The organism is Pseudarthrobacter sp. NPDC058362 (assembly GCF_042723515.1).
Classification (GTDB): Bacteria; Actinomycetota; Actinomycetes; order Actinomycetales; family Micrococcaceae; genus Arthrobacter.
Map to the genome: position 1 here is coordinate 1 of NZ_JBHXIW010000004.1, position 18,231 is coordinate 18,231.

Consider the following 18,231-nt stretch of genomic DNA (forward strand, 5'->3'; position numbering starts at 1 on the left):
CCAGAACATCCGGACAAAGAAAAACACCCCGGTCCGAAGACCGGGGTGTAACCGATGACCCGACTCATCCGTGAAGGATGTCTCGACTCATCACAAGTGTGCGCAAGGGGGGACTTGAACCCCCACGCCCGAAGGCACAGGAACCTAAATCCTGCGTGTCTGCCAATTTCACCACTCGCGCAATGCTTCCCGCTGCCCAGGCAAACGCTTCTGAGCCGAACGCCCAAACCCACAACGGCGGAAGCCAGCTTCCATTGTAACGTCGCCCGGATGCCGGGCGGGCATGCCGGGGCGTCTGACCCGCTCGACCGGACTGTTAGCCGTCGAGGCCAAGGTCCCGGCGGAGTTTGGCGACGTGTCCAGTGGCCCGCACGTTGTACTGGGCCACAGCCACCTTCCCGTCCGGGCCCACAACGACAGTGGAACGGATAAGGCCCTGGTACGTCTTTCCGTAATTCTTCTTCTCGCCCCACGCGCCATAGGCGTTGGCTACGGAGTGGTCGGCATCCGACAGCAGCGGGAAGGTCAGTGCTTCGTTCTCCGCGAATTTGGCCAGCTTGGCTACGGGATCGGGGGAGATTCCCAGGACGTCGTAGCCTGCCGCCTGCAGGGATGCCAGGCTGTCCCGGAAGTCACACGCCTGCTTGGTGCAACCGGGGGTGGAGGCTGCCGGGTAGAAGTAGACGATGGTGCTCCGGCCATTGCCGGGGGCGAGGCTGACGTCCTTGCCGGTGGAGTCCGTGAGCGTGAACGCCGGCGCCTGGTCACCGGTAACGAGTCTTTCAGCCATTGTTTTTCTCCTGGTTGCTGGGGTGACACACCAGCCTAGTAAGGGGTGTTCGACTGTGCCAATCGGCATTTGGCTATACTGGCTTGTATGCCTGATATGGATCACTGGCCCACGGGGCGCCTATTGTCCACTGCTGCGCGCCTCGTTGAACACTCTTGGAATGAAAAACTCGCCGCGATCGGGCTGACCCATGCAGGCGTCATTGCCATCGAGGTTCTCGCGGCCCAGGGCCCCATGACGCAGGCACAGCTCGCCCAGTACGTCCGGGTCCAGGCCCAGACCATGGGCAAGACCCTCAGCAGGCTTGAAGCCCATGGCCACATTGTCCGCGTGCGCAGCACGTCGGACCGCCGGAGCCACGTTGTGTCCCTGACCGAACGCGGCAAGGAAGCCGTTGCAGCCGCCGTGGAGATGGAACGCTCCGTCCTTGCTTCGGCCTCCATCGATCCGGAAGTGCTCCGCCAGGAACTCCAGGCCGTGGTCCGTGAGCTGGCCAGCCAGTTCGGTTCCACCCCCGCCAACGCAGCCCTGGTGGACAACACCCACTAGGGCGCAGGCTCTCACCATCCAGTGCGGTTCCCCAGCGAACCCACGTCGGCGCGACCCCGGCCCGGTCCGGTGGCCGCGTCTTTTTTGTTTCCCGCATGCATTGTACGGATCGTCCCCGGTCTGCGGTGCAGCCCTTGTCCCGGAGCAAGCCCTCCGGAGAACGAAACAAACCCCTGGCCCGCGTCTCCGCTGGCCAGGGGTCAGTTTTCCCTGTTGTGCACCCCCCGGGACTTGAACCCGGAACCCATTGATTAAGAGTCAATTGCTCTGCCAATTGAGCTAGAGGTGCATCTTATTTGCTTTGCTCACCGGGGCTTTTGTTTCCCCGCTGTTCTCCGCAACGACATGAAACTCTACACGAACTTTTCGCCAGTGTGAAATCGGCGGGCAGGGTTTGGTGTGCGTCAGCCTGGAGGGTCCAAAACCACCGCGAAATCAGGGTTTTGGTTGTTGGTGAGCAACCAAAAACCACCCTCGGGAGTCCTGACGACGTCCCTGATCCGCCCGTACATTCCTGTGAAATGGGCCACAGGTTTTCCGGCCGCAGCGCCGGACAGGGGAATGGTCCAGAGCCGCTGCCCGCGCAGAGCGCCGACGTAGGCCGTGGACCCGGCAATCTCCATTCCGCTGGGGGAGGCCTCGCTGGTGGCTGGCCAGACCACCTTGGCATCCTGGAACTCCGGCCGGCCCGGGGCTCCAGTGACCTCAGGCCACCCGTAGTTGGCTCCGGGCAGGATGAGGTTCAGCTCGTCGTCCACATCGGGCCCGAACTCCGTGGCCCACAGCCGCCCCTCGGCGTCCCACGCCAGTCCCTGGACGTTGCGGTGGCCCAGGCTGTAGACGGCGTTGCCGAACGGGTTGCCGGGCGCCGGACGGCCCTCCGGGGTGAGCCGGAGAATCTTCCCTCCCAGCGCAGCGGGGTCCTGGGGCTGTTCGCGGCGCTGTGAGTCTCCGGTACCCACATAGAGATAGCCGTCGGGTCCAAAGCGGATACGGCCGCCGTTGTGGGTCGTGGCCTTGGGGATGTCCGTGAACACGACTTCGGGGTCGCCAAGGGAAAGCATGCCGTTCCCGGCGTCAGCCACGCGCAGCCGCACCACACGGTTGTCCGAATCAGAGGTGACGTAGGCGTAGAGCAGCCGGTCCTTGGCGAATCCGGGAGAAAGAGCCAGCCCCAGCAGTCCGCCCTCCCCGGCAGGTGCCACCCCCGGGACCGTGCCGATGAGGGTGGCTTCGGATCCCCGCACGGCCTTCAGAGCGGCCGTGCCCCGTTCGGAAATGATGCCTGTACCGTCCGGCAGGAATACTCCCGCCCAGGGAATGTCCAATTCCAGGTCAAGGGTGCCGGAGGCACGCACGCCGCTCCCGGTTGCCGGAGGCGGCGTGGTGCAGGCACTGAGCATGATGCCGGCGGCAGCTGCCGCTGCCCACAGAGGCCTGGCGAAGCGCGGCGGCACGGGCGGCTTAGAGGCGCTGCCTGCGCGGCGCCCGGAAGCCGGCTGCTTCGGCGTGGGCGGCCGACTCGAACCACACCTCGGCACGGGCTTCGCTGTACCCGGGGTGGTCCTCGTCGTAATAGACCATGTCCGCGGCGACGCCCTTGACGGGGTAGCCCGACGGACCTGTCCCATCAGCGCCGGCAGCCACGGACCCGGCGCCGTACGGTTCATCGGCCGCCAGATGTCCGGCAGGTTCAGCCGGTGCGGCTTCATCGTCCGGCAGACTGTCAGCGCCGGTTTCCACCAGCGCCGAAGACTGGGTCCGGTCCATGGTCTCCGCGGCAGCAGCGCCGTCGGGTACTCCCATGACCGCTTGGTCGCCCGCCTCGTTGTCCACGGCGTCGTTAAAGACAGCGCCGCGGTGAACAGTGTCCTGATGATCCGCGCGGGGGTGGCCTCCGGTGTCGCGCACGTCCTCTTCGACGGCGGCCGACTCGGCGCCGGGCAGCGTGGGCGCATGACGGTCCGTGTACTCGGCGTGATGCACTGGTCCGCCGGCCGGCGTGCCGCCGGTACCGGTACCCGGAGCCGCGGCGACGCCGGAAGATGAGGCCGGCTGCGTGGCCTCCGGGGTTCCTGTTGCACTGCCTTCGGACCACTGGGTTTCCCATTCGCTGCCGGGCCGCCCGCCGCCCGTTGCCGCGTCTGCCGGCTCCTCTGCCGCAGTGGGTGCAACGGGTTCGGCCGGGGCGCCGAAGCCGGCCGCCCCCGGAATCCCGCTGGTTGCCGCGGCTTCCGCTGAGGGCGCGGCGCTCCCGCCGGAGAGGGCGCCGTTGGCATGTGCCGGCGGGGCATCCTCCCGGGTGGGGCCGGCGGTGGAGGAACTGTTGCGGTTCAGGAGCCACCACACGACGGCCACTGCAACGACGATGAGAATGATCCAAAGAACGATGTCCATGGCAAGCCCTTCTGTTTGGATGGAACGGTAGCCTCCACCCTGACGCTACGTCGGGCACCCACGGCTGTCCAGAGACCGGTCCGGGACCGTGTTGTGCCGCAGGACCGCCTTGGGCGGAGTTAGCGGTAGCCTCGCTACATGGACTTCAAGCGCCTCCAGATCCTGCGTGAACTGGCGGACCGGGGAACGGTCGTTGCCGCCGCGGAGGCGCTCCGCGTGACCCCATCCGCGGTGTCGCAGCAATTGCGCACGCTCCAGGACGAACTGGGGGTCGCGCTCATAGAAAAATCGGGTCGCGGAGTGCGGCTGACCGAAGCGGGACGGGCGATGGCCGCTGCCGCTGCCGATGTGTCCACGGCCATGGCAAAGGCTGAAGCGACCATTGATACCTACCGGCAGGGCTGGCAGGCGCACGTCCGTGCTGCGTTCTTCCCAAGTGCCGCCGAAATGTTCCTGCCCGGGCTGCTGAACCGGGTCAAGGCCGTACCCGGGCTCCAACTTGAAGCGTGCCTGGAAGACCCGGGTGTTTCCGGGTTCCCCGAACTCGTGGCCGACTATGACATCGTCCTGGCCCACAGCGTGGACGGCCCTGACGTCTTTTCCCGGCAAGGGCTGACGGTGGTCCCGCTGCTGAAGGAACCCCTGGACGTCGCGGTGCCGGCCGGCCATCCGCTGGCAGCCAAAGCCAGGCTGACAGCCAAGGACGTGGTGGGCTATGCCTGGCTGGGGGTGCCGGAGGGCTTTCCCTTTGACGCAGTGTTCCGGGAAATCGAGCAGCAGGCCGGAAGCAGCGCGGTTCAGGCCCAGCGGTTCCCGGACCTGCGGGTCCTGGAAGCGCTCGTGAGTGCCGGCCACGGACTCTCCCTGCTGCCCCGTTACACGGCTACGGGCAACCAAGGGCGGGGCTTCGTCCTCCGCCCGCTCGAAGGGGTGGCCGCCCGCCGCAGCATCGTCGCCCTGGCCCGTGCGGACGTCGCCGAACGGACCACTGTCCGGGACGTGCTGTCCATGCTCTCCAACGAGGCGAAGGCCGTGGAACGGGGGAGTGCCGTCTGACGCCGGGAGGGTGCGAAAGCTCCCCACAACCGGACCTTGTCCAAAATGTGGGACGCGGGTCCACTATTTGATCGAAATATTCCGGAAATTACGCTGTTCGCGGCCTGTGCCGTCCTGGGGCACTTGGCCGGAGCCCTAGACTTTCCCCTATGAGTGACGCCCAGACCGCAACCGAGAACAAGCCTGACATCAAACCCCGGAGCCGCGTAGTAACTGACGGCATCCACGCTGCTCCGGCACGTGGCATGTTCCGCGCGGTAGGCATGGGGGACGACGACTTCGCGAAACCCCAAGTGGGCGTCGCGAGCTCGTGGAACGAAATCACCCCCTGCAACCTGTCCCTGAACCGCCTGGCGCAGGGCGCCAAGGAAGGCGTGCACGCCGGCGGCGGGTTCCCGATGCAATTCGGCACCATCTCCGTATCGGACGGCATCTCCATGGGCCACGAGGGCATGCACTTCTCCCTGGTTTCACGCGAAGTCATCGCCGACTCGGTGGAAACCGTCATGCAGGCTGAGCGGATCGATGGCTCCGTGCTGCTGGCCGGCTGCGACAAGTCCCTTCCCGGCATGCTGATGGCTGCCGCCCGCCTGGACCTCTCCAGCGTGTTCCTCTACGCCGGCTCCATCATGCCCGGCTGGGTCAAGCTGGAGGACGGCTCCGAAAAGGAAGTCACCCTCATCGATGCCTTCGAAGCCGTAGGCGCCTGCGCCGCCGGCAAGATGAGCATGGAGGACCTCACCCGCATCGAAAAGGCCATCTGCCCGGGCGAAGGCGCCTGCGGTGGCATGTACACCGCCAACACGATGGCCTGTATCGGCGAGGCTCTGGGTATGTCCCTGCCCGGTTCCGCCGCCCCGCCCTCGGCAGACCGCCGTCGTGATGAATTTGCCCGCAAGTCCGGCGAGGCTGTTGTGGAACTGCTCCGCAAGGGCATCACCGCGCGCGACATTATGACCAAGAAGGCCTTCGAAAACGCCATTGCCGTCACGATGGCCTTCGGCGGTTCCACCAACGCCGTATTGCACCTCCTTGCCATCGCCCGCGAGGCCGAGGTCGAACTGACGCTGGACGACTTCAACCGCATCGGCGACAAGATCCCGCACTTGGGGGACCTTAAGCCGTTCGGCCGGTACGTCATGACCGACGTGGACAAGATCGGTGGCGTGCCGGTCATCATGAAGGCACTGCTTGACGCCGGCCTGCTGCACGGCGACTGCCTCACCGTCACCGGCAAGACCGTCGCCGAAAACCTCGAGGCCATCAACCCGCCGGATGTTGACGGCAAGATCCTCCGCGCGCTGGACAACCCCATCCACAAGACCGGCGGCATCACCATCCTGCACGGTTCCATGGCTCCGGAAGGCGCCGTGGTCAAGAGCGCCGGCTTCGACGCCGATATCTTCGAGGGCACCGCCCGCGTCTTCGAACGCGAGCAGGGTGCGCTGGACGCGCTGGACAACGGACAGATCAAGGCCGGGGACGTCGTCGTCATCCGTTACGAAGGACCGAAGGGCGGACCGGGCATGCGCGAGATGCTCGCCATCACCGGCGCCATCAAGGGTGCCGGGCTGGGCAAGGACGTCCTGCTCCTCACCGACGGCCGGTTCTCCGGCGGCACCACGGGCCTGTGCATCGGCCACGTTGCGCCGGAAGCGGTCGACGGCGGCCCTATCGCCTTCGTGAAGGACGGCGACAGGATCCGCGTCGACATCGCCGCACGCAGCTTCGACCTCCTGGTGGACGAAGCCGAGCTCGAAGCCCGAAAGGTGGGCTGGGAGCCCCTTCCCGCCCGCTACACCAAGGGTGTCCTGGCCAAGTACGCGAAGCTGGTCCACAGCGCCAGCACCGGCGCGTATTGCGGCTGATACACACGGCCCGAAGCCTTCGGCGGGATGTTTCCTGTCTGGGGCGGTAGGGCGCAATAAGGGGTGATCCAAGGTGCCCCGGGCTGACGGCGTCCACGCCGGAAGTTCGGGGCAGGATCACCACGTGGACATAGGCGTCCACATGGTGAGATGGACTGTCGCTTCGTTGACACCCGTCTTAGCCAGAGGGAAAACTGAACGCATGACCTTCGTTATCGGCACCGTCGTCGTCCTTACCAAGCGCGTGGCACACTAGCCCCGGTAACGAACCGTCACGCGCGAACCCCTCGAAGAGCCGCCAGGCTGAGGGGTTTTTTTATTCCCCGCAGTTCACTACATAAGAAGATCCACAAGGAAGAGTCCGATGAGCAAAGGATCGCCGATCAGCCCCTCGCTGATGGCTGCCAAGTCCGCCGGAGCCCCCAAGGCTTCGGACCGTGCCGACCGGACGGCTGACAACGCCGCCGTCGCCGACCTTGCTGCTGCCTCTCCTGTCCTTGGGCCGAACAACGTTGTACCCCCAACGGTGATGACCGGCTCGCAAGCTATTGTCCGCTCGCTCGAAGAACTCGGCGTCGACGATATTTTTGGTTTGCCCGGTGGCGCGATCCTGCCCACCTACGACCCCTTGATGGCCTCCACCATGAACCACGTGCTGGTCCGTCACGAACAGGGAGCCGGCCACGCCGCGCAAGGCTATGCCATGGTTACCGGGCGGGTGGGCGTCTGCATCGCCACCTCCGGCCCGGGAGCCACCAACCTCGTTACCGCCATCATGGATGCCCACATGGACTCCGTGCCGATGGTGGCCATCACCGGCCAGGTGTCCAGCGGTGTCATTGGCACCGATGCCTTCCAGGAAGCTGACATCGTGGGCATCACCATGCCCATCACCAAGCATTCCTTCCTGGTCACCGACGCCAATGACATTCCGCATGTCATGGCCGAGGCCTTCCACCTGGCCTCCACCGGCCGTCCTGGTCCGGTTCTGGTGGACGTCGCCAAGGACGCCCAGGTGGGCCAGATGACGTTCTCCTGGCCGCCGAAGATCGACCTCCCCGGCTATCGCCCCGTCACCCGTGGCCACAACAAGCAGGTGCGCGAAGCTGCCAAGCTGATTGCCGCTTCCAGCAAGCCGGTCCTGTACGTGGGCGGCGGCGTGGTCAAGGCGCACGCCTCTGCTGAGCTGATGGCCCTGGCCGAGGCAACCGGAGCCCCGGTGGTCACCACACTGATGGCCAAAGGCGTCTTCCCGGACTCGCATCCGCAGCACGTGGGCATGCCCGGTATGCACGGCAGCGTCTCCGCCGTTACCGCGCTCCAGCAGTCCGATCTCCTGATCACCCTCGGCGCGCGGTTCGACGACCGCGTGACCGGTGTGCTGAAGACCTTCGCCCCGACAGCCAAGGTCATCCACGCGGACATCGACCCCGCCGAGATCTCCAAGAACCGCACCGCCGATGTCCCCATCGTGGGTTCCGTCAAGGAGATCATCCCTGAACTGACGGACGCCGTCCGCGCCCAGTTCGAGGCGGCAGGCACCCCTGACCTGACCACCTGGTGGGCCTTCCTGAACAACCTCAAGGAAACCTATCCGCTTGGCTGGACGGAGCCGGACGACGGACTGACGGCGCCGCAGAAGGTCATCGAACGCATTGGTGCCCTGACCGGACCCGAAGGCGTGTACGTCGCGGGTGTGGGCCAGCACCAGATGTGGGCCGCGCAGTTCATCAAATACGAGCGTCCGCATGCATGGCTGAACTCCGGCGGCGCCGGAACGATGGGCTACGCCGTCCCGGCCGCCATGGGCGCCAAGGTGGGGGAGCCGGACCGCGTGGTCTGGGCGATCGATGGCGACGGCTGCTTCCAGATGACCAACCAGGAGCTGGCCACCTGTGCCATCAACAAGATCCCCATCAAGGTTGCTGTCATCAACAACTCATCGCTGGGCATGGTCCGTCAGTGGCAGACCCTCTTCTACGAAGGCCGCTATTCCAACACCGACCTCAACACCGGCCACGACACCGTCCGCATCCCGGACTTCGTTAAATTGGGCGAGGCCTACGGATGTGCGTCATTCCGGTGTGAACGTGACGAGGATATCGACGCCACCATCCAGAAGGCCCTCGAAATCAACGACCGCCCGGTGGTCATCGACTTCGTGGTGAGCCCCAACTCCATGGTGTGGCCGATGGTGCCCGCCGGCGTGAGCAACGACCAGATCCAGGTTGCCCGCAACATGACCCCGGAATGGGAAGAGGAGGACTAGGCCATGAGCCGTCACACATTGTCCGTGCTGGTGGAGGATAAGCCGGGCGTCCTGACCCGCGTAGCCAGCCTCTTCGCCCGCCGCGCCTTCAACATCAACTCCCTGGCCGTCGGCCCGACGGAAGTGCCGGGCGTCTCCCGGATGACCGTCGTGGTCGACGCCGACGGTGACCTGATCGAACAAGTCACCAAGCAGCTCAACAAGCTGATCAACGTCATCAAGATCGTTGAGCTGACCCCCGAATCTTCCGTACAGCGCGACCACATCCTGGTCAAGGTACGTGCGGATGCCGCAACACGCCTGCAGGTCACCCAGGCTGCAGACCTGTTCCGCGCCTCAGTGGTGGACGTTTCCACCGACTCCGTCGTCATTGAGGCAACCGGCCATCCCGAAAAGCTCACGGCGCTGCTCTCAGTGCTGGAGCCCTTCGGCATCCGCGAAATCGTGCAGTCCGGCACCCTGGCCGTTGGACGGGGATCCCGCTCCATGAGTGACCGGGCGCTGCGCTCCGCGTAGGCGCCCGTAACCGCAGCACCACCAGAAAATATCTACACACCACTCAAGAGGAGTTACGCAAGTGACTGAAATGTTCTACGACGACGATGCAGACCTGTCGATCATCCAGGGCCGCAAGGTCGCCATCGTCGGCTACGGATCCCAAGGCCACGCCCACGCACTGAACCTGCGCGATTCCGGCGTTGAGGTTGTCATTGCGCTCAAAGACGGTTCCAAGTCCACCGCCAAGGCAGAGGAAGCCGGCTTCACGGTCAAGAACGTTGCCGACGCCGCCGAATGGGCCGACGTCATCATGATCCTTGCGCCGGACCAGCACCAGCGCGCGATCTACAACGACTCCATCAAGGACAAGCTGACCCCCGGTAAGGCCCTTGCCTTCGCGCATGGCTTCAACATCCGCTTCGGCTACATCCAGGCCCCCGAAGGCGTCGATGTCATCCTGGTTGCACCGAAGGCACCGGGCCACACCGTCCGCCGCGAATTCGAAGCCGGCCGCGGCATCCCCGACATCATCGCCGTGGAGCAGGACGCTTCCGGTTCCGCCTGGGAGCTCGCCAAGTCCTACGCCAAGGCCATCGGCGGCACCCGCGCCGGCGTTATCCAGACCACGTTCACCGAAGAGACCGAGACCGACCTCTTCGGCGAGCAGGCTGTCCTCTGCGGCGGTGTCTCCCAGCTCGTCCAGTACGGCTTCGAGACCCTCACCGAGGCCGGCTACCAGCCCCAGATCGCCTACTTCGAGGTCCTGCACGAGCTGAAGCTCATTGTGGACCTGATGTGGGAAGGCGGCATCGCCAAGCAGCGCTGGAGCGTCTCCGACACCGCGGAGTACGGTGACTACGTCTCCGGCCCGCGCGTTATCACCCCCGAGGTGAAGGAAAACATGAAGGCCGTCCTGGCCGACATCCAGTCCGGCGCGTTCGCCAAGCGGTTCATCGAGGACCAGGACAACGGCGCCGTGGAGTTCAAGGAACTGCGCGCCAAGGCTGAGCAGCACCCCATCGAGGCCGTGGGCCGCGAGCTGCGCTCCCTGTTCTCCTGGCAGCAGCAGGACGTGGACTATGTCGAAGGCTCCGCTGCCCGCTAGGCAGCCAGCCGTTAGCCACGCCATCGGCGGTGTTGAGGCCGGGTTCACACTTAACAATGTGAGCCCGGCCTTTGCGTCGGCCTAGACTTGTTCCATCCCCAGGACTGCAACGCAGAGGATCAGCCGTGTCAAAACCCGTAGTACTGCTCGCCGAAGAACTTTCCCCCGCCACCGTGGAGGCTCTCGGCCCGGACTTTGAAATCCGCCAGACAGACGGCTCCGACCGTTCCCAGCTCCTCTCGGCGATCACCGACGTTGACGCCATCCTGGTCCGTTCGGCCACCCAGGTGGATGCTGAGGCGATTGCCGCTGCCAGGAACCTGAAAGTAATTGCCCGTGCCGGCGTCGGGCTGGATAACGTGGACATCAAAGCCGCCACCCAGGCGGGCGTCATGGTGGTCAACGCGCCTACCTCCAACATCGTTTCGGCCGCAGAGCTCACCGTAGGACACATCCTCAGCCTGGCCCGGCACATTCCGCAGGCGAGTGCCGCCCTCAAGGACGGCGAATGGAAGCGGTCCAAATACACGGGCATTGAACTTTTCGAGAAGAAGATCGGCATCATCGGCCTGGGCAGGATCGGCGCCCTCGTCGCGGCCCGGCTCAAGGGCTTCGACACCAAGATCCTGGCCTACGACCCCTACATCACCTCGGCCCGGGCAGCCCAGCTCGGCGTGCAGCTGGTCACCCTGGATGAACTTCTGGCACAGGCAGACTTCATCACCATCCACATGCCCAAGACGCCCGAGACCGTCGGCATGCTGGGGGCGGACGCCTTCAAGAAAATGAAGAAGTCGGCCTACGTCATTAACGTGGCCCGCGGCGGCCTGGTGGACGAGGAAGCGCTTTTCACCGCACTCCAGGACGGCGACATCGCCGGTGCGGGCGTGGACGTGTTCTCCAAGGAACCGAGCACGGACCTGCCCTTCTTCAAGCTGGACAACGTCGTGGTCACCCCGCACCTGGGCGCATCCACCGACGAAGCCCAGGAGAAGGCCGGCGTTTCGGTAGCCAAGTCCGTGCGCCTGGCACTGGCCGGTGAACTGGTACCGGACGCCGTCAACGTCGCCGGCGGCGTCATCGCCCCGGACGTCAGGCCCGGCATCGCCCTGGTCGAGAAGCTGGGCCGGATCTTCACCGCACTCACCCACGACTCACTGACGCAGTTCGACGTCGAGGTGGCCGGGGAGATCTCCTCGCTGGACGTCAAGGTGCTGGAACTCGCAGCGCTGAAGGGCATCTTTGCCGACGTGGTGACGGAACAGGTTTCCTACGTCAACGCCCCCGTGATCGCGGAACAGCGCGGCATCAACGTCCGCCTCATCACCACCCCGGAGACCGAGTCCTACCGCAACGTCCTCACCCTGCGCGGTGCCCTCAGCGACGGCAGCCAGATCTCCGTGGCGGGCACCCTCACGGGACCCAAGCAGGTGGAGAAGCTCGTGGGAATCAACGGCTTCGAAGTCGAGATCCCCATCAGCGAGCACCTCGTAGTGGTCGCCTACACGGACCGGCCCGGCGTGATCGGCACCATCGGCCACATCCTGGGCATGAACAACATTAACATCGCCGGCATGCAGGTGGCCCGCTCTGACGAGGGCGGCCAGGTCCTGGCGCTCCTGACCATCGACAGCTCCGTTCCGCAGCAGGTCCTGGATGCCATCAAGGCAGGGATCGGCGCGGACATGGTCCGCGAAGTGGACCTGGAGGACTAAGGAACGCCGTGGGCTGGCCGCCGGCGAAACGCCGGAGGCCCCGTTCGCGGGTGGGCGTGTCCGCCCCGGTCCACGTATGATTGGCCGGTCTGCTTACAATGGCTGGGTCCCGTTCCGGGACCAGGCCCGCAGACCGGCCAATACCTTTTGCACATCCGTCCGTCATCGTCCGTGTCCGCCGGCGGCGGACACGTCCGTGCGCACGCAAACCAGGTTCCAGGGAGCTCAATGAACGCCGTCCAGAGGTTCATCAGAAGCAAAGTGCTGCTGTTGACCGCGGCCATCTTGATCGCAGCCATGTGCTTGTCGGTCCTCGTCCAGGGTCAGTCACAGGCTGCCCTCAACCGGACCGTGGATGAAAATTCACGCGGACTCTACGACGTCCTTGTCCAGACCAAGGCGGACTCCGGCGCCCTGCTGCAGCCTGATATCGCCACTGGGTCCGGCGGGATCACCTTCGACCAGCTCGAAGCCATTCGGAAGCTGTCCGGTACCTCCGTTGCGGCACCGATCAGCCTGGTCTCCCGGGTCACCCAAAACCTCGAATCGCCCCGCCTCGACGCCATGGACTTCCTTGGCTACAACGCCGGCCTTGCCGGAACCGCGACGGCGGACCAGGCAGCGGGCGCCACTCCGCCGGACCAGTGGCCCGCGGCCGAGTCGGTGCTCAACGATGAGCCCACCAAATACCGCCTCACCGCCACTGCCGTCAGCTCGGACGGCGTTTCCGAGACCACGCTGTTCAAATCCACCGCTGAAGGCACGCTCGGCAAAGCCAGGCTGGTAGAGGAACAGACCGAAGGCGGCAAGAGCATCCGCATCGCCGCGCCGGAAGGCGAGACCGGCATTAAGTTCCCCGCCCCGGCCGGAGGCTCCGAGCACAACCTCTTCAACGCTTCGATTTCCCTGCCCCTCGCGCCAGAGGTCACCGAGTCCGTGGTTGCAGTGGACCCTGCCGCCGAACGGGCCCTGCTCGGTCCAGCGGGCGACTTCCTGGCCCCGCTGGAAAAGGCACCTCCGGCGGACGCCCGCGACGCGGGAGCCATCGGGCGCTACTTCGAAGGCCTCTTCACCAACGGCATCAGCCTGGAGGAACTCGAAGAAGGACCGGACTTCCTGGGCGTCAAGCTCAAGTACTGGGCGCCCCTGATGACCCAGTACCAGCAGGCCAAGAGCAAAGGCCAGCTGACCGAGAACTCCCAAGCCATCCCCCTGGTGGTCCGCGAAGGCACGTCGCTGGACCTCACTTACAACGTCAAGATCGAAGAAATTGACGACGCCGGCAAAGTGGTCAAGGAGGTCGGTACGGCCTCGCGGTCGCTGGACAAGGACTACCTGCCGTTCGTCTCCAAGGATCCTTTCGCGCTTGACTGGCCCGGATCGACCGACCACTCCTCCCTGCTCGGCAAGACCGGCAACTTCAACCAGGGCCTTTACACGCCCGCGGAATGGAGCACGGACTTTGCAGCAGCACCCAAGTACACCGACGGGGAGACTGCGGCGAACGGCGCTGTCGCCAAGAATGCGGTGCCGGGCGAATGGGTGACGGTGAACCGCTTGCCGGAAACCGGCGCCAACGGAGCCCCGGTGGACCAGACACAGCGGGAACCCGTGGACGAACGTTCCTACCGCGAAAACCTGGCCACGGGGGAGAAGACAGCAGCCCCGCTCGCCATGGTCTACGGCACGTTCAACCCGGCGTCGGTGGCGGAAGCCGCAGGTGACGTCAACAAGCTGCCCCTCGGCGGCTACGACCCTACCCCCTTCACCCTGGCCAAGGACGCCGAGGGCAAGGATGTGGACGCCACTGAACTCAAGCCGTCCCTGAGCGCCACAGGCCTGGCCAGCCAGTCAGCCGGAGCCATCACCGACTACTACGGCCTGGCCGCCGCCCGCGGCTACACCGAAAACGCGGCGGTCATTGACGCCGTCCGTGTCCGCGCCGCAGCGCCCGGCAGCTGGAAGGAGGCCCAGCCGGAGGTCGAGAAGCTCGCCGCGGAAATCCGCGACATGGGCCTGGAAGCCACCGTCGTGGCTGGTTCCGCCCGTGAGGACGCAAGCATTTTCGTCCCCGGATATTCCAAGGACGACGCCGGGAAGGAGTCCGATCTGGGCACGGTCACCCAGTCGTGGGTCCGCCAGGATGCTGCTGACGCTGTCGCCGGTTCGCTCTCCGGAACCAACATCACGCTGCTTTTCCTGACCCTGTGCGGTGCCGCGCTGCTGACCGGTGCGTCCACCGTCAGCTACATCCGCAAGCGCAGGAGCGAGGCGGGTACCCTGCGGGCCATGGGCTGGACTCAGCGGAGGATCCGCAATTGGGTGCTGGAGGAATTCGGGGTCGGTGCCGTCCTCCTTGCCGTCGCGGGCATTATCCTCAGCCTGGTCAGCTGGAGCCTGCCCACCGTCCTGGTGTCCGCCGCCGTGCTGGCACTGTACGCCGGCGCAGCATACTTCGCCGCCCGGCAGCTGCGCCACCGCGACGAGATCGACCAGGAGCCGCAGCACGACGAGCGGCTCATCCCCGTGGACTCCCCGTTGACGTTCGCCAACCGCCAACTGGCAACCAACAAGTTCAACACGCTCTCGCTTGCCGTGGCGGTCGGCGTCTTCGGGGCCGCCGTGGGCGGACTGATCGCGCTCCTGATCGACATTCCCCGGGCCGCCGGCGCCAGCGCACTCAGCGGCCTCGCCGCGACCAGCGTTGCGCTTCCCAGCATCCTGCTGGCACTGGCGGGCGTGCTGGTGGGACTGGTCCTCACGCTGGTCACCGGCCGGTTCGAGCTCAACTCCAAGCGCCAGTACCTCGCCATCCTGGAGGCCATGGGGTGGAACCCGGACATGCTGCGCCAGGTCCGGCTGTTCGAAAATGCCCTGGTGGGCACCGTGGCCCTGCCGCTCGGTGTCCTGGGCGCACTGGGGATCGGCCTGCTCCTGGCCCCCTACGCAGCACTGTGGGCAGGCGTGGCCGGCCTCCTCGCTGTCCTTTGCTGGATTCCGATTGCAACGAAAGTAGTCCAATGACAAACCCGACCAACGTCCAGCGGAGCCGCAGGGCCGGCTCCGGTGAGGTCCCCCTGCAGACCCGTGCCAACACCATCGTCAAGTCGACGGACCACGCGACGCCCCTGGAGCTGAGTGACATCACTATCCGCTACGGCGGCGGCAAGGGCGGCGCCGAAGCCGTCACCGTGGTGGAAAATTTCGACCTGACCCTGCACGCCGGCGAGATGCACTGCGTTGCCGGGCGCAGCGGCTCCGGCAAGACGAGTATCCTCACCGTCGGCGCGGGGCTGACCCTGCCGACGTCGGGCCGCGTTTTTTGGGAAGGCGATTCCCTTGAAAGCATGGGCGACGACGAAATCGCCGACCGCCGTCGTGCGCTCATCGGTTATGTTGACCAGGGCGGTGCGCTGATCGACGGCATGAGCGCCCTGGAAAACGTCCTGCTGCCCGCCGTCCCCGACGGCGAAGTGGACCAGCGCCGGGACATGGCCAAGGATCTGCTGGACCTCGTTGGCCTGGGGCGCCGCATGCGGCACCGTCCCGCGCAGCTCTCCGGCGGTGAGCGCCAGCGCGTGGCGATTGCGCGCGCACTGATCCTGGGAACACGGGTCCTGGTGGTGGACGAACCCACCGCGAGCCTGGACCGGGCGTCCGCCAACCGGATCATCAGCATCCTGAAGGACACCACGTCGGACGGCATTGCCGTACTGGTCGCCTCCCACGACCACGAACTGGTCCGGCTCAGCGATACGCTGACTGAACTGATCTAGCCTGTCCCTCCGCACCCGAAGGTAACGTCCGCAACGTGACTGCTTCAGAGAAAACGCCGTTCTACATCACCACGGCCATTACCTACCCCAATGGCGTGCCGCACATCGGCCATGCCTATGAGTACATCGCCACCGATGCCATGGCACGGTTCAAGCGGCTGGACGGGTATGACGTGATGTTCCTGACCGGCACCGACGAGCACGGGATGAAGATCGCCCAGACCGCGGAGAAGGAAGGCATCACGCCCAAGGAACTGGTGGACCGGAACGCGGAGATCTACAAGGCCGCCCATGCTGCCCTGGACATCACGTACGACCGGTTCATCCGCACCACCGACGAGGACCACTACGCCGCCTCGCAGGCCATCTGGAAGAAGATGGAAGCGAACGGGGACATCTACCTGTCCAAGTACGAGGGCTGGTACTCGGTCCGCGACGAAGCCTTCTACGGTGAGGACGACACCGTGGTGAAGGACGACGGCGTGCGGTACTCAAAAGAGACGGACACCGAAGTGACCTGGACGGCGGAGGAGAGCTACTTCTTCCGGCTTTCCGCCTACCAGGACAAACTGCTGGCACTGTACGAGGCGCAGCCGGAATTCGGGGCTCCGCAGTACCGCTTCAATGAGGTCATCAGCTTCGTCAGGCGCGGCCTCGAGGACCTGTCCATCAGCCGGACCACGTTCGACTGGGGCGTCCCGGTGCCCGGCAATGACAAGCACGTGATGTATGTATGGGTGGATGCCCTGACCAACTACCTGACCGGTGTTGGCTACCCGGACGTTGATTCGGAAAAGTTCCGGACCTTCTGGCCGGCCGACGTGCATGTGATTGGAAAGGACATCTCCCGGTTCCATGCCATCTACTGGCCCGCTTTCCTCATGAGCGCCGGCCTGGAACTGCCCAAGCGGATCATGATCCACGGTTTCCTGCACAACAACGGCGTCAAGATGTCCAAGTCCCTGGGCAACGTGGTGGCCCCGGCAGACTTCGTGGCGCAGTACGGCCTGGACCAGGTCCGCTTCTTCTTCCTCCGCGAAGTTCCCTTCGGTGCTGACGGAAGCTACAACCACGAGGCGATCGTCGGCCGAATGAACTCGGACCTGGCCAACAACTTCGGCAACCTCGCCCAGCGGTCCCTGTCCATGGTGGCCAAGAACTGCGGGGGAGCGGTACCGGTACCGGGCGCGCTCACCGAGGCCGATACTGCCATCCTGGCCCAGGCGGGAGCGCTGCTGGAGGCTGCGCGTGCCGCGTTCGACAAGCAGGAATTCAGCCGCGCCCTTGAAACCATCTGGGGCGTGCTGGGCGACACCAATGCCTACTTCGCCGAGCAGGCCCCCTGGGTACTGCGGAAGACCGACGTCGAACGCATGAATACCGTGCTGTACGTGACACTCGAGGTCCTGCGGATCGTGGCCATCCTGACGCAGCCTGTCATGCCTGCGGCCACCGCATCGCTGCTGACGGCACTGGGCCAGCCCGAAGGCGATGCCCGCGCGTTCGCGGCGCTCGGTACACCGATTGCGGCTGGCACCGCGCTGCCGGCCCCCACCCCGGTGTTCCCCAAGTACGAGGAGCCTTCCGGCGCCTGACGCACGCACACGTCTCACTCCGGCTCTGCCGGGACGCCCAATAGGCAGTCCCAGCAGAGCCGTTTTTCTTGAGTATCCATCACAAGTATTGCGTACCTGACGTGCGCCAATACAGGTAATCGCTACTCGGGACGGGTCGGTGGGGCGCTCCTACGCTGATCGGGTAAGCAATCGATGATTCAGCTGGGAGAACCATCACCCCGGTTTTGCGCTGGCGCTGTTACCTTCAGCACGGGGCGGTCCCTTCTCCTTCTTGGCTGGTCGGCTTGGACCATGAATTGGACGGAGTGGGAAAATGAGACGGATCCTTGCAGGAATGGGGGTTTTGGGTTTGGCCGCGCTGGCCACCACGGCGACTGCAACGGCCTCACCACAAAACGCCGATAGGACTATCACGATCTGCCATGCCACGGGCTCTGCACTCAACCCGTATGTTGCAGTCACCGTCAGCGTGGACGCGTTGAACGGGCCGCATGACCACCTGGGCTCACACCACGACGAGGACATTATTCCTCCAAATAGCGGGAGTGTCCTGCCCGGCGGGCGAAACCTGGACAAAATCGACTGGTTGGAAGCAGGCTGCAAAGATCCCCGGGGTCTAACGGGTCCGGTG

The 18,231-nt window shown here is 65.2% G+C and carries 13 protein-coding genes, 2 tRNA genes and 1 pseudogene; 11 read left to right on the forward strand and 5 right to left on the reverse strand.

Translation table 11 applies throughout. The features are described from left to right. Positions 1-99 precede the first annotated feature (99 nt). Positions 100-181 (reverse strand) — tRNA-Leu (locus ACFWIX_RS09665). Positions 182-316: 135 nt separating this feature from the next. After that, entirely contained in the window at positions 317-790 is a 474-nt protein-coding gene (gene bcp, locus ACFWIX_RS09670) for a thioredoxin-dependent thiol peroxidase (protein ID WP_377215917.1), read from the reverse strand. A 96-nt stretch (positions 791-886) separates the two neighbouring features. Here bcp and ACFWIX_RS09675 point away from each other — a divergent pair, with 96 nt between their 5' ends. Beyond that, the gene (locus tag ACFWIX_RS09675) at positions 887-1,339 is read left to right on the forward strand and encodes a MarR family winged helix-turn-helix transcriptional regulator (RefSeq protein ID WP_377216182.1); all 453 of its coding nucleotides are present in this window, start codon (positions 887-889) and stop codon (positions 1,337-1,339) included. A 216-nt stretch (positions 1,340-1,555) separates the two neighbouring features. Here ACFWIX_RS09675 and ACFWIX_RS09680 read toward each other — a convergent pair. The 3 genes from ACFWIX_RS09680 to ACFWIX_RS09690 form a co-directional block, all read right to left on the reverse strand. Then, positions 1,556-1,628: transfer RNA gene (locus ACFWIX_RS09680), tRNA-Lys, on the reverse strand. Between the two features lie 115 nt (positions 1,629-1,743). Beyond that, complete coding sequence (locus tag ACFWIX_RS09685; RefSeq protein WP_377215918.1) at positions 1,744-2,796, reverse strand: PQQ-dependent sugar dehydrogenase; 1,053 nt, start codon at positions 2,794-2,796, stop codon at positions 1,744-1,746. A gap of 7 nt (positions 2,797-2,803) precedes the next feature. Next, positions 2,804-3,736, reverse strand: a complete 933-nt coding sequence (locus tag ACFWIX_RS09690; protein ID WP_377215919.1) for a hypothetical protein — start codon at positions 3,734-3,736, stop codon at positions 2,804-2,806. A gap of 138 nt (positions 3,737-3,874) precedes the next feature. Between ACFWIX_RS09690 and ACFWIX_RS09695 the strand changes: the two genes are divergently transcribed. The 10 genes and pseudogenes from ACFWIX_RS09695 to ACFWIX_RS09740 all read left to right on the forward strand — a co-directional run. Continuing rightward, the gene (locus tag ACFWIX_RS09695; protein ID WP_377215920.1) at positions 3,875-4,792 is read left to right on the forward strand and encodes a LysR family transcriptional regulator; all 918 of its coding nucleotides are present in this window, start codon (positions 3,875-3,877) and stop codon (positions 4,790-4,792) included. Positions 4,793-4,941: 149 nt separating this feature from the next. After that, on the forward strand, positions 4,942-6,660 hold the full coding sequence (gene ilvD, locus ACFWIX_RS09700) for a dihydroxy-acid dehydratase (protein WP_377215921.1): 1,719 nt from the start codon (positions 4,942-4,944) through the stop codon (positions 6,658-6,660). A 364-nt stretch (positions 6,661-7,024) separates the two neighbouring features. Then, the gene (locus ACFWIX_RS09705) at positions 7,025-8,929 is read left to right on the forward strand and encodes an acetolactate synthase large subunit (RefSeq protein WP_377215922.1); all 1,905 of its coding nucleotides are present in this window, start codon (positions 7,025-7,027) and stop codon (positions 8,927-8,929) included. Between the two features lie 3 nt (positions 8,930-8,932). After that, positions 8,933-9,445 (forward strand): acetolactate synthase small subunit, encoded by a 513-nt coding sequence (ilvN, locus tag ACFWIX_RS09710; protein ID WP_018768340.1) that lies wholly within the window; start codon positions 8,933-8,935, stop codon positions 9,443-9,445. Positions 9,446-9,506: 61 nt separating this feature from the next. Continuing rightward, positions 9,507-10,532: a ketol-acid reductoisomerase gene (ilvC, locus tag ACFWIX_RS09715; RefSeq protein WP_377215923.1), complete on the forward strand. Its 1,026-nt coding sequence runs from the start codon at positions 9,507-9,509 to the stop codon at positions 10,530-10,532. A 125-nt stretch (positions 10,533-10,657) separates the two neighbouring features. Next, positions 10,658-12,247 carry a phosphoglycerate dehydrogenase gene (gene serA / locus ACFWIX_RS09720; protein ID WP_377215924.1) on the forward strand — a complete coding sequence of 530 codons (1,590 nt, stop codon included), beginning with the start codon at positions 10,658-10,660 and terminating at the stop codon, positions 12,245-12,247. A gap of 228 nt (positions 12,248-12,475) precedes the next feature. Next, a complete protein-coding gene (locus ACFWIX_RS09725; RefSeq protein WP_377215925.1) occupies positions 12,476-15,271 on the forward strand; it encodes an ABC transporter permease in 2,796 nt (931 codons plus the stop codon). Further along, entirely contained in the window at positions 15,268-16,023 is a 756-nt protein-coding gene (locus tag ACFWIX_RS09730; RefSeq protein WP_377215926.1) for an ABC transporter ATP-binding protein, read from the forward strand. Before ACFWIX_RS09725 ends, ACFWIX_RS09730 begins: the two co-directional genes overlap by 4 nt. A 35-nt stretch (positions 16,024-16,058) precedes the next feature. Further along, positions 16,059-17,618, forward strand: coding sequence for a methionine--tRNA ligase (gene metG, locus ACFWIX_RS09735; RefSeq protein ID WP_377215927.1), 1,560 nt, complete (start codon positions 16,059-16,061; stop codon positions 17,616-17,618). Between the two features lie 295 nt (positions 17,619-17,913). Further along, positions 17,914-18,231: pseudogene (locus ACFWIX_RS09740) on the forward strand (hypothetical protein); the annotation flags it as partial.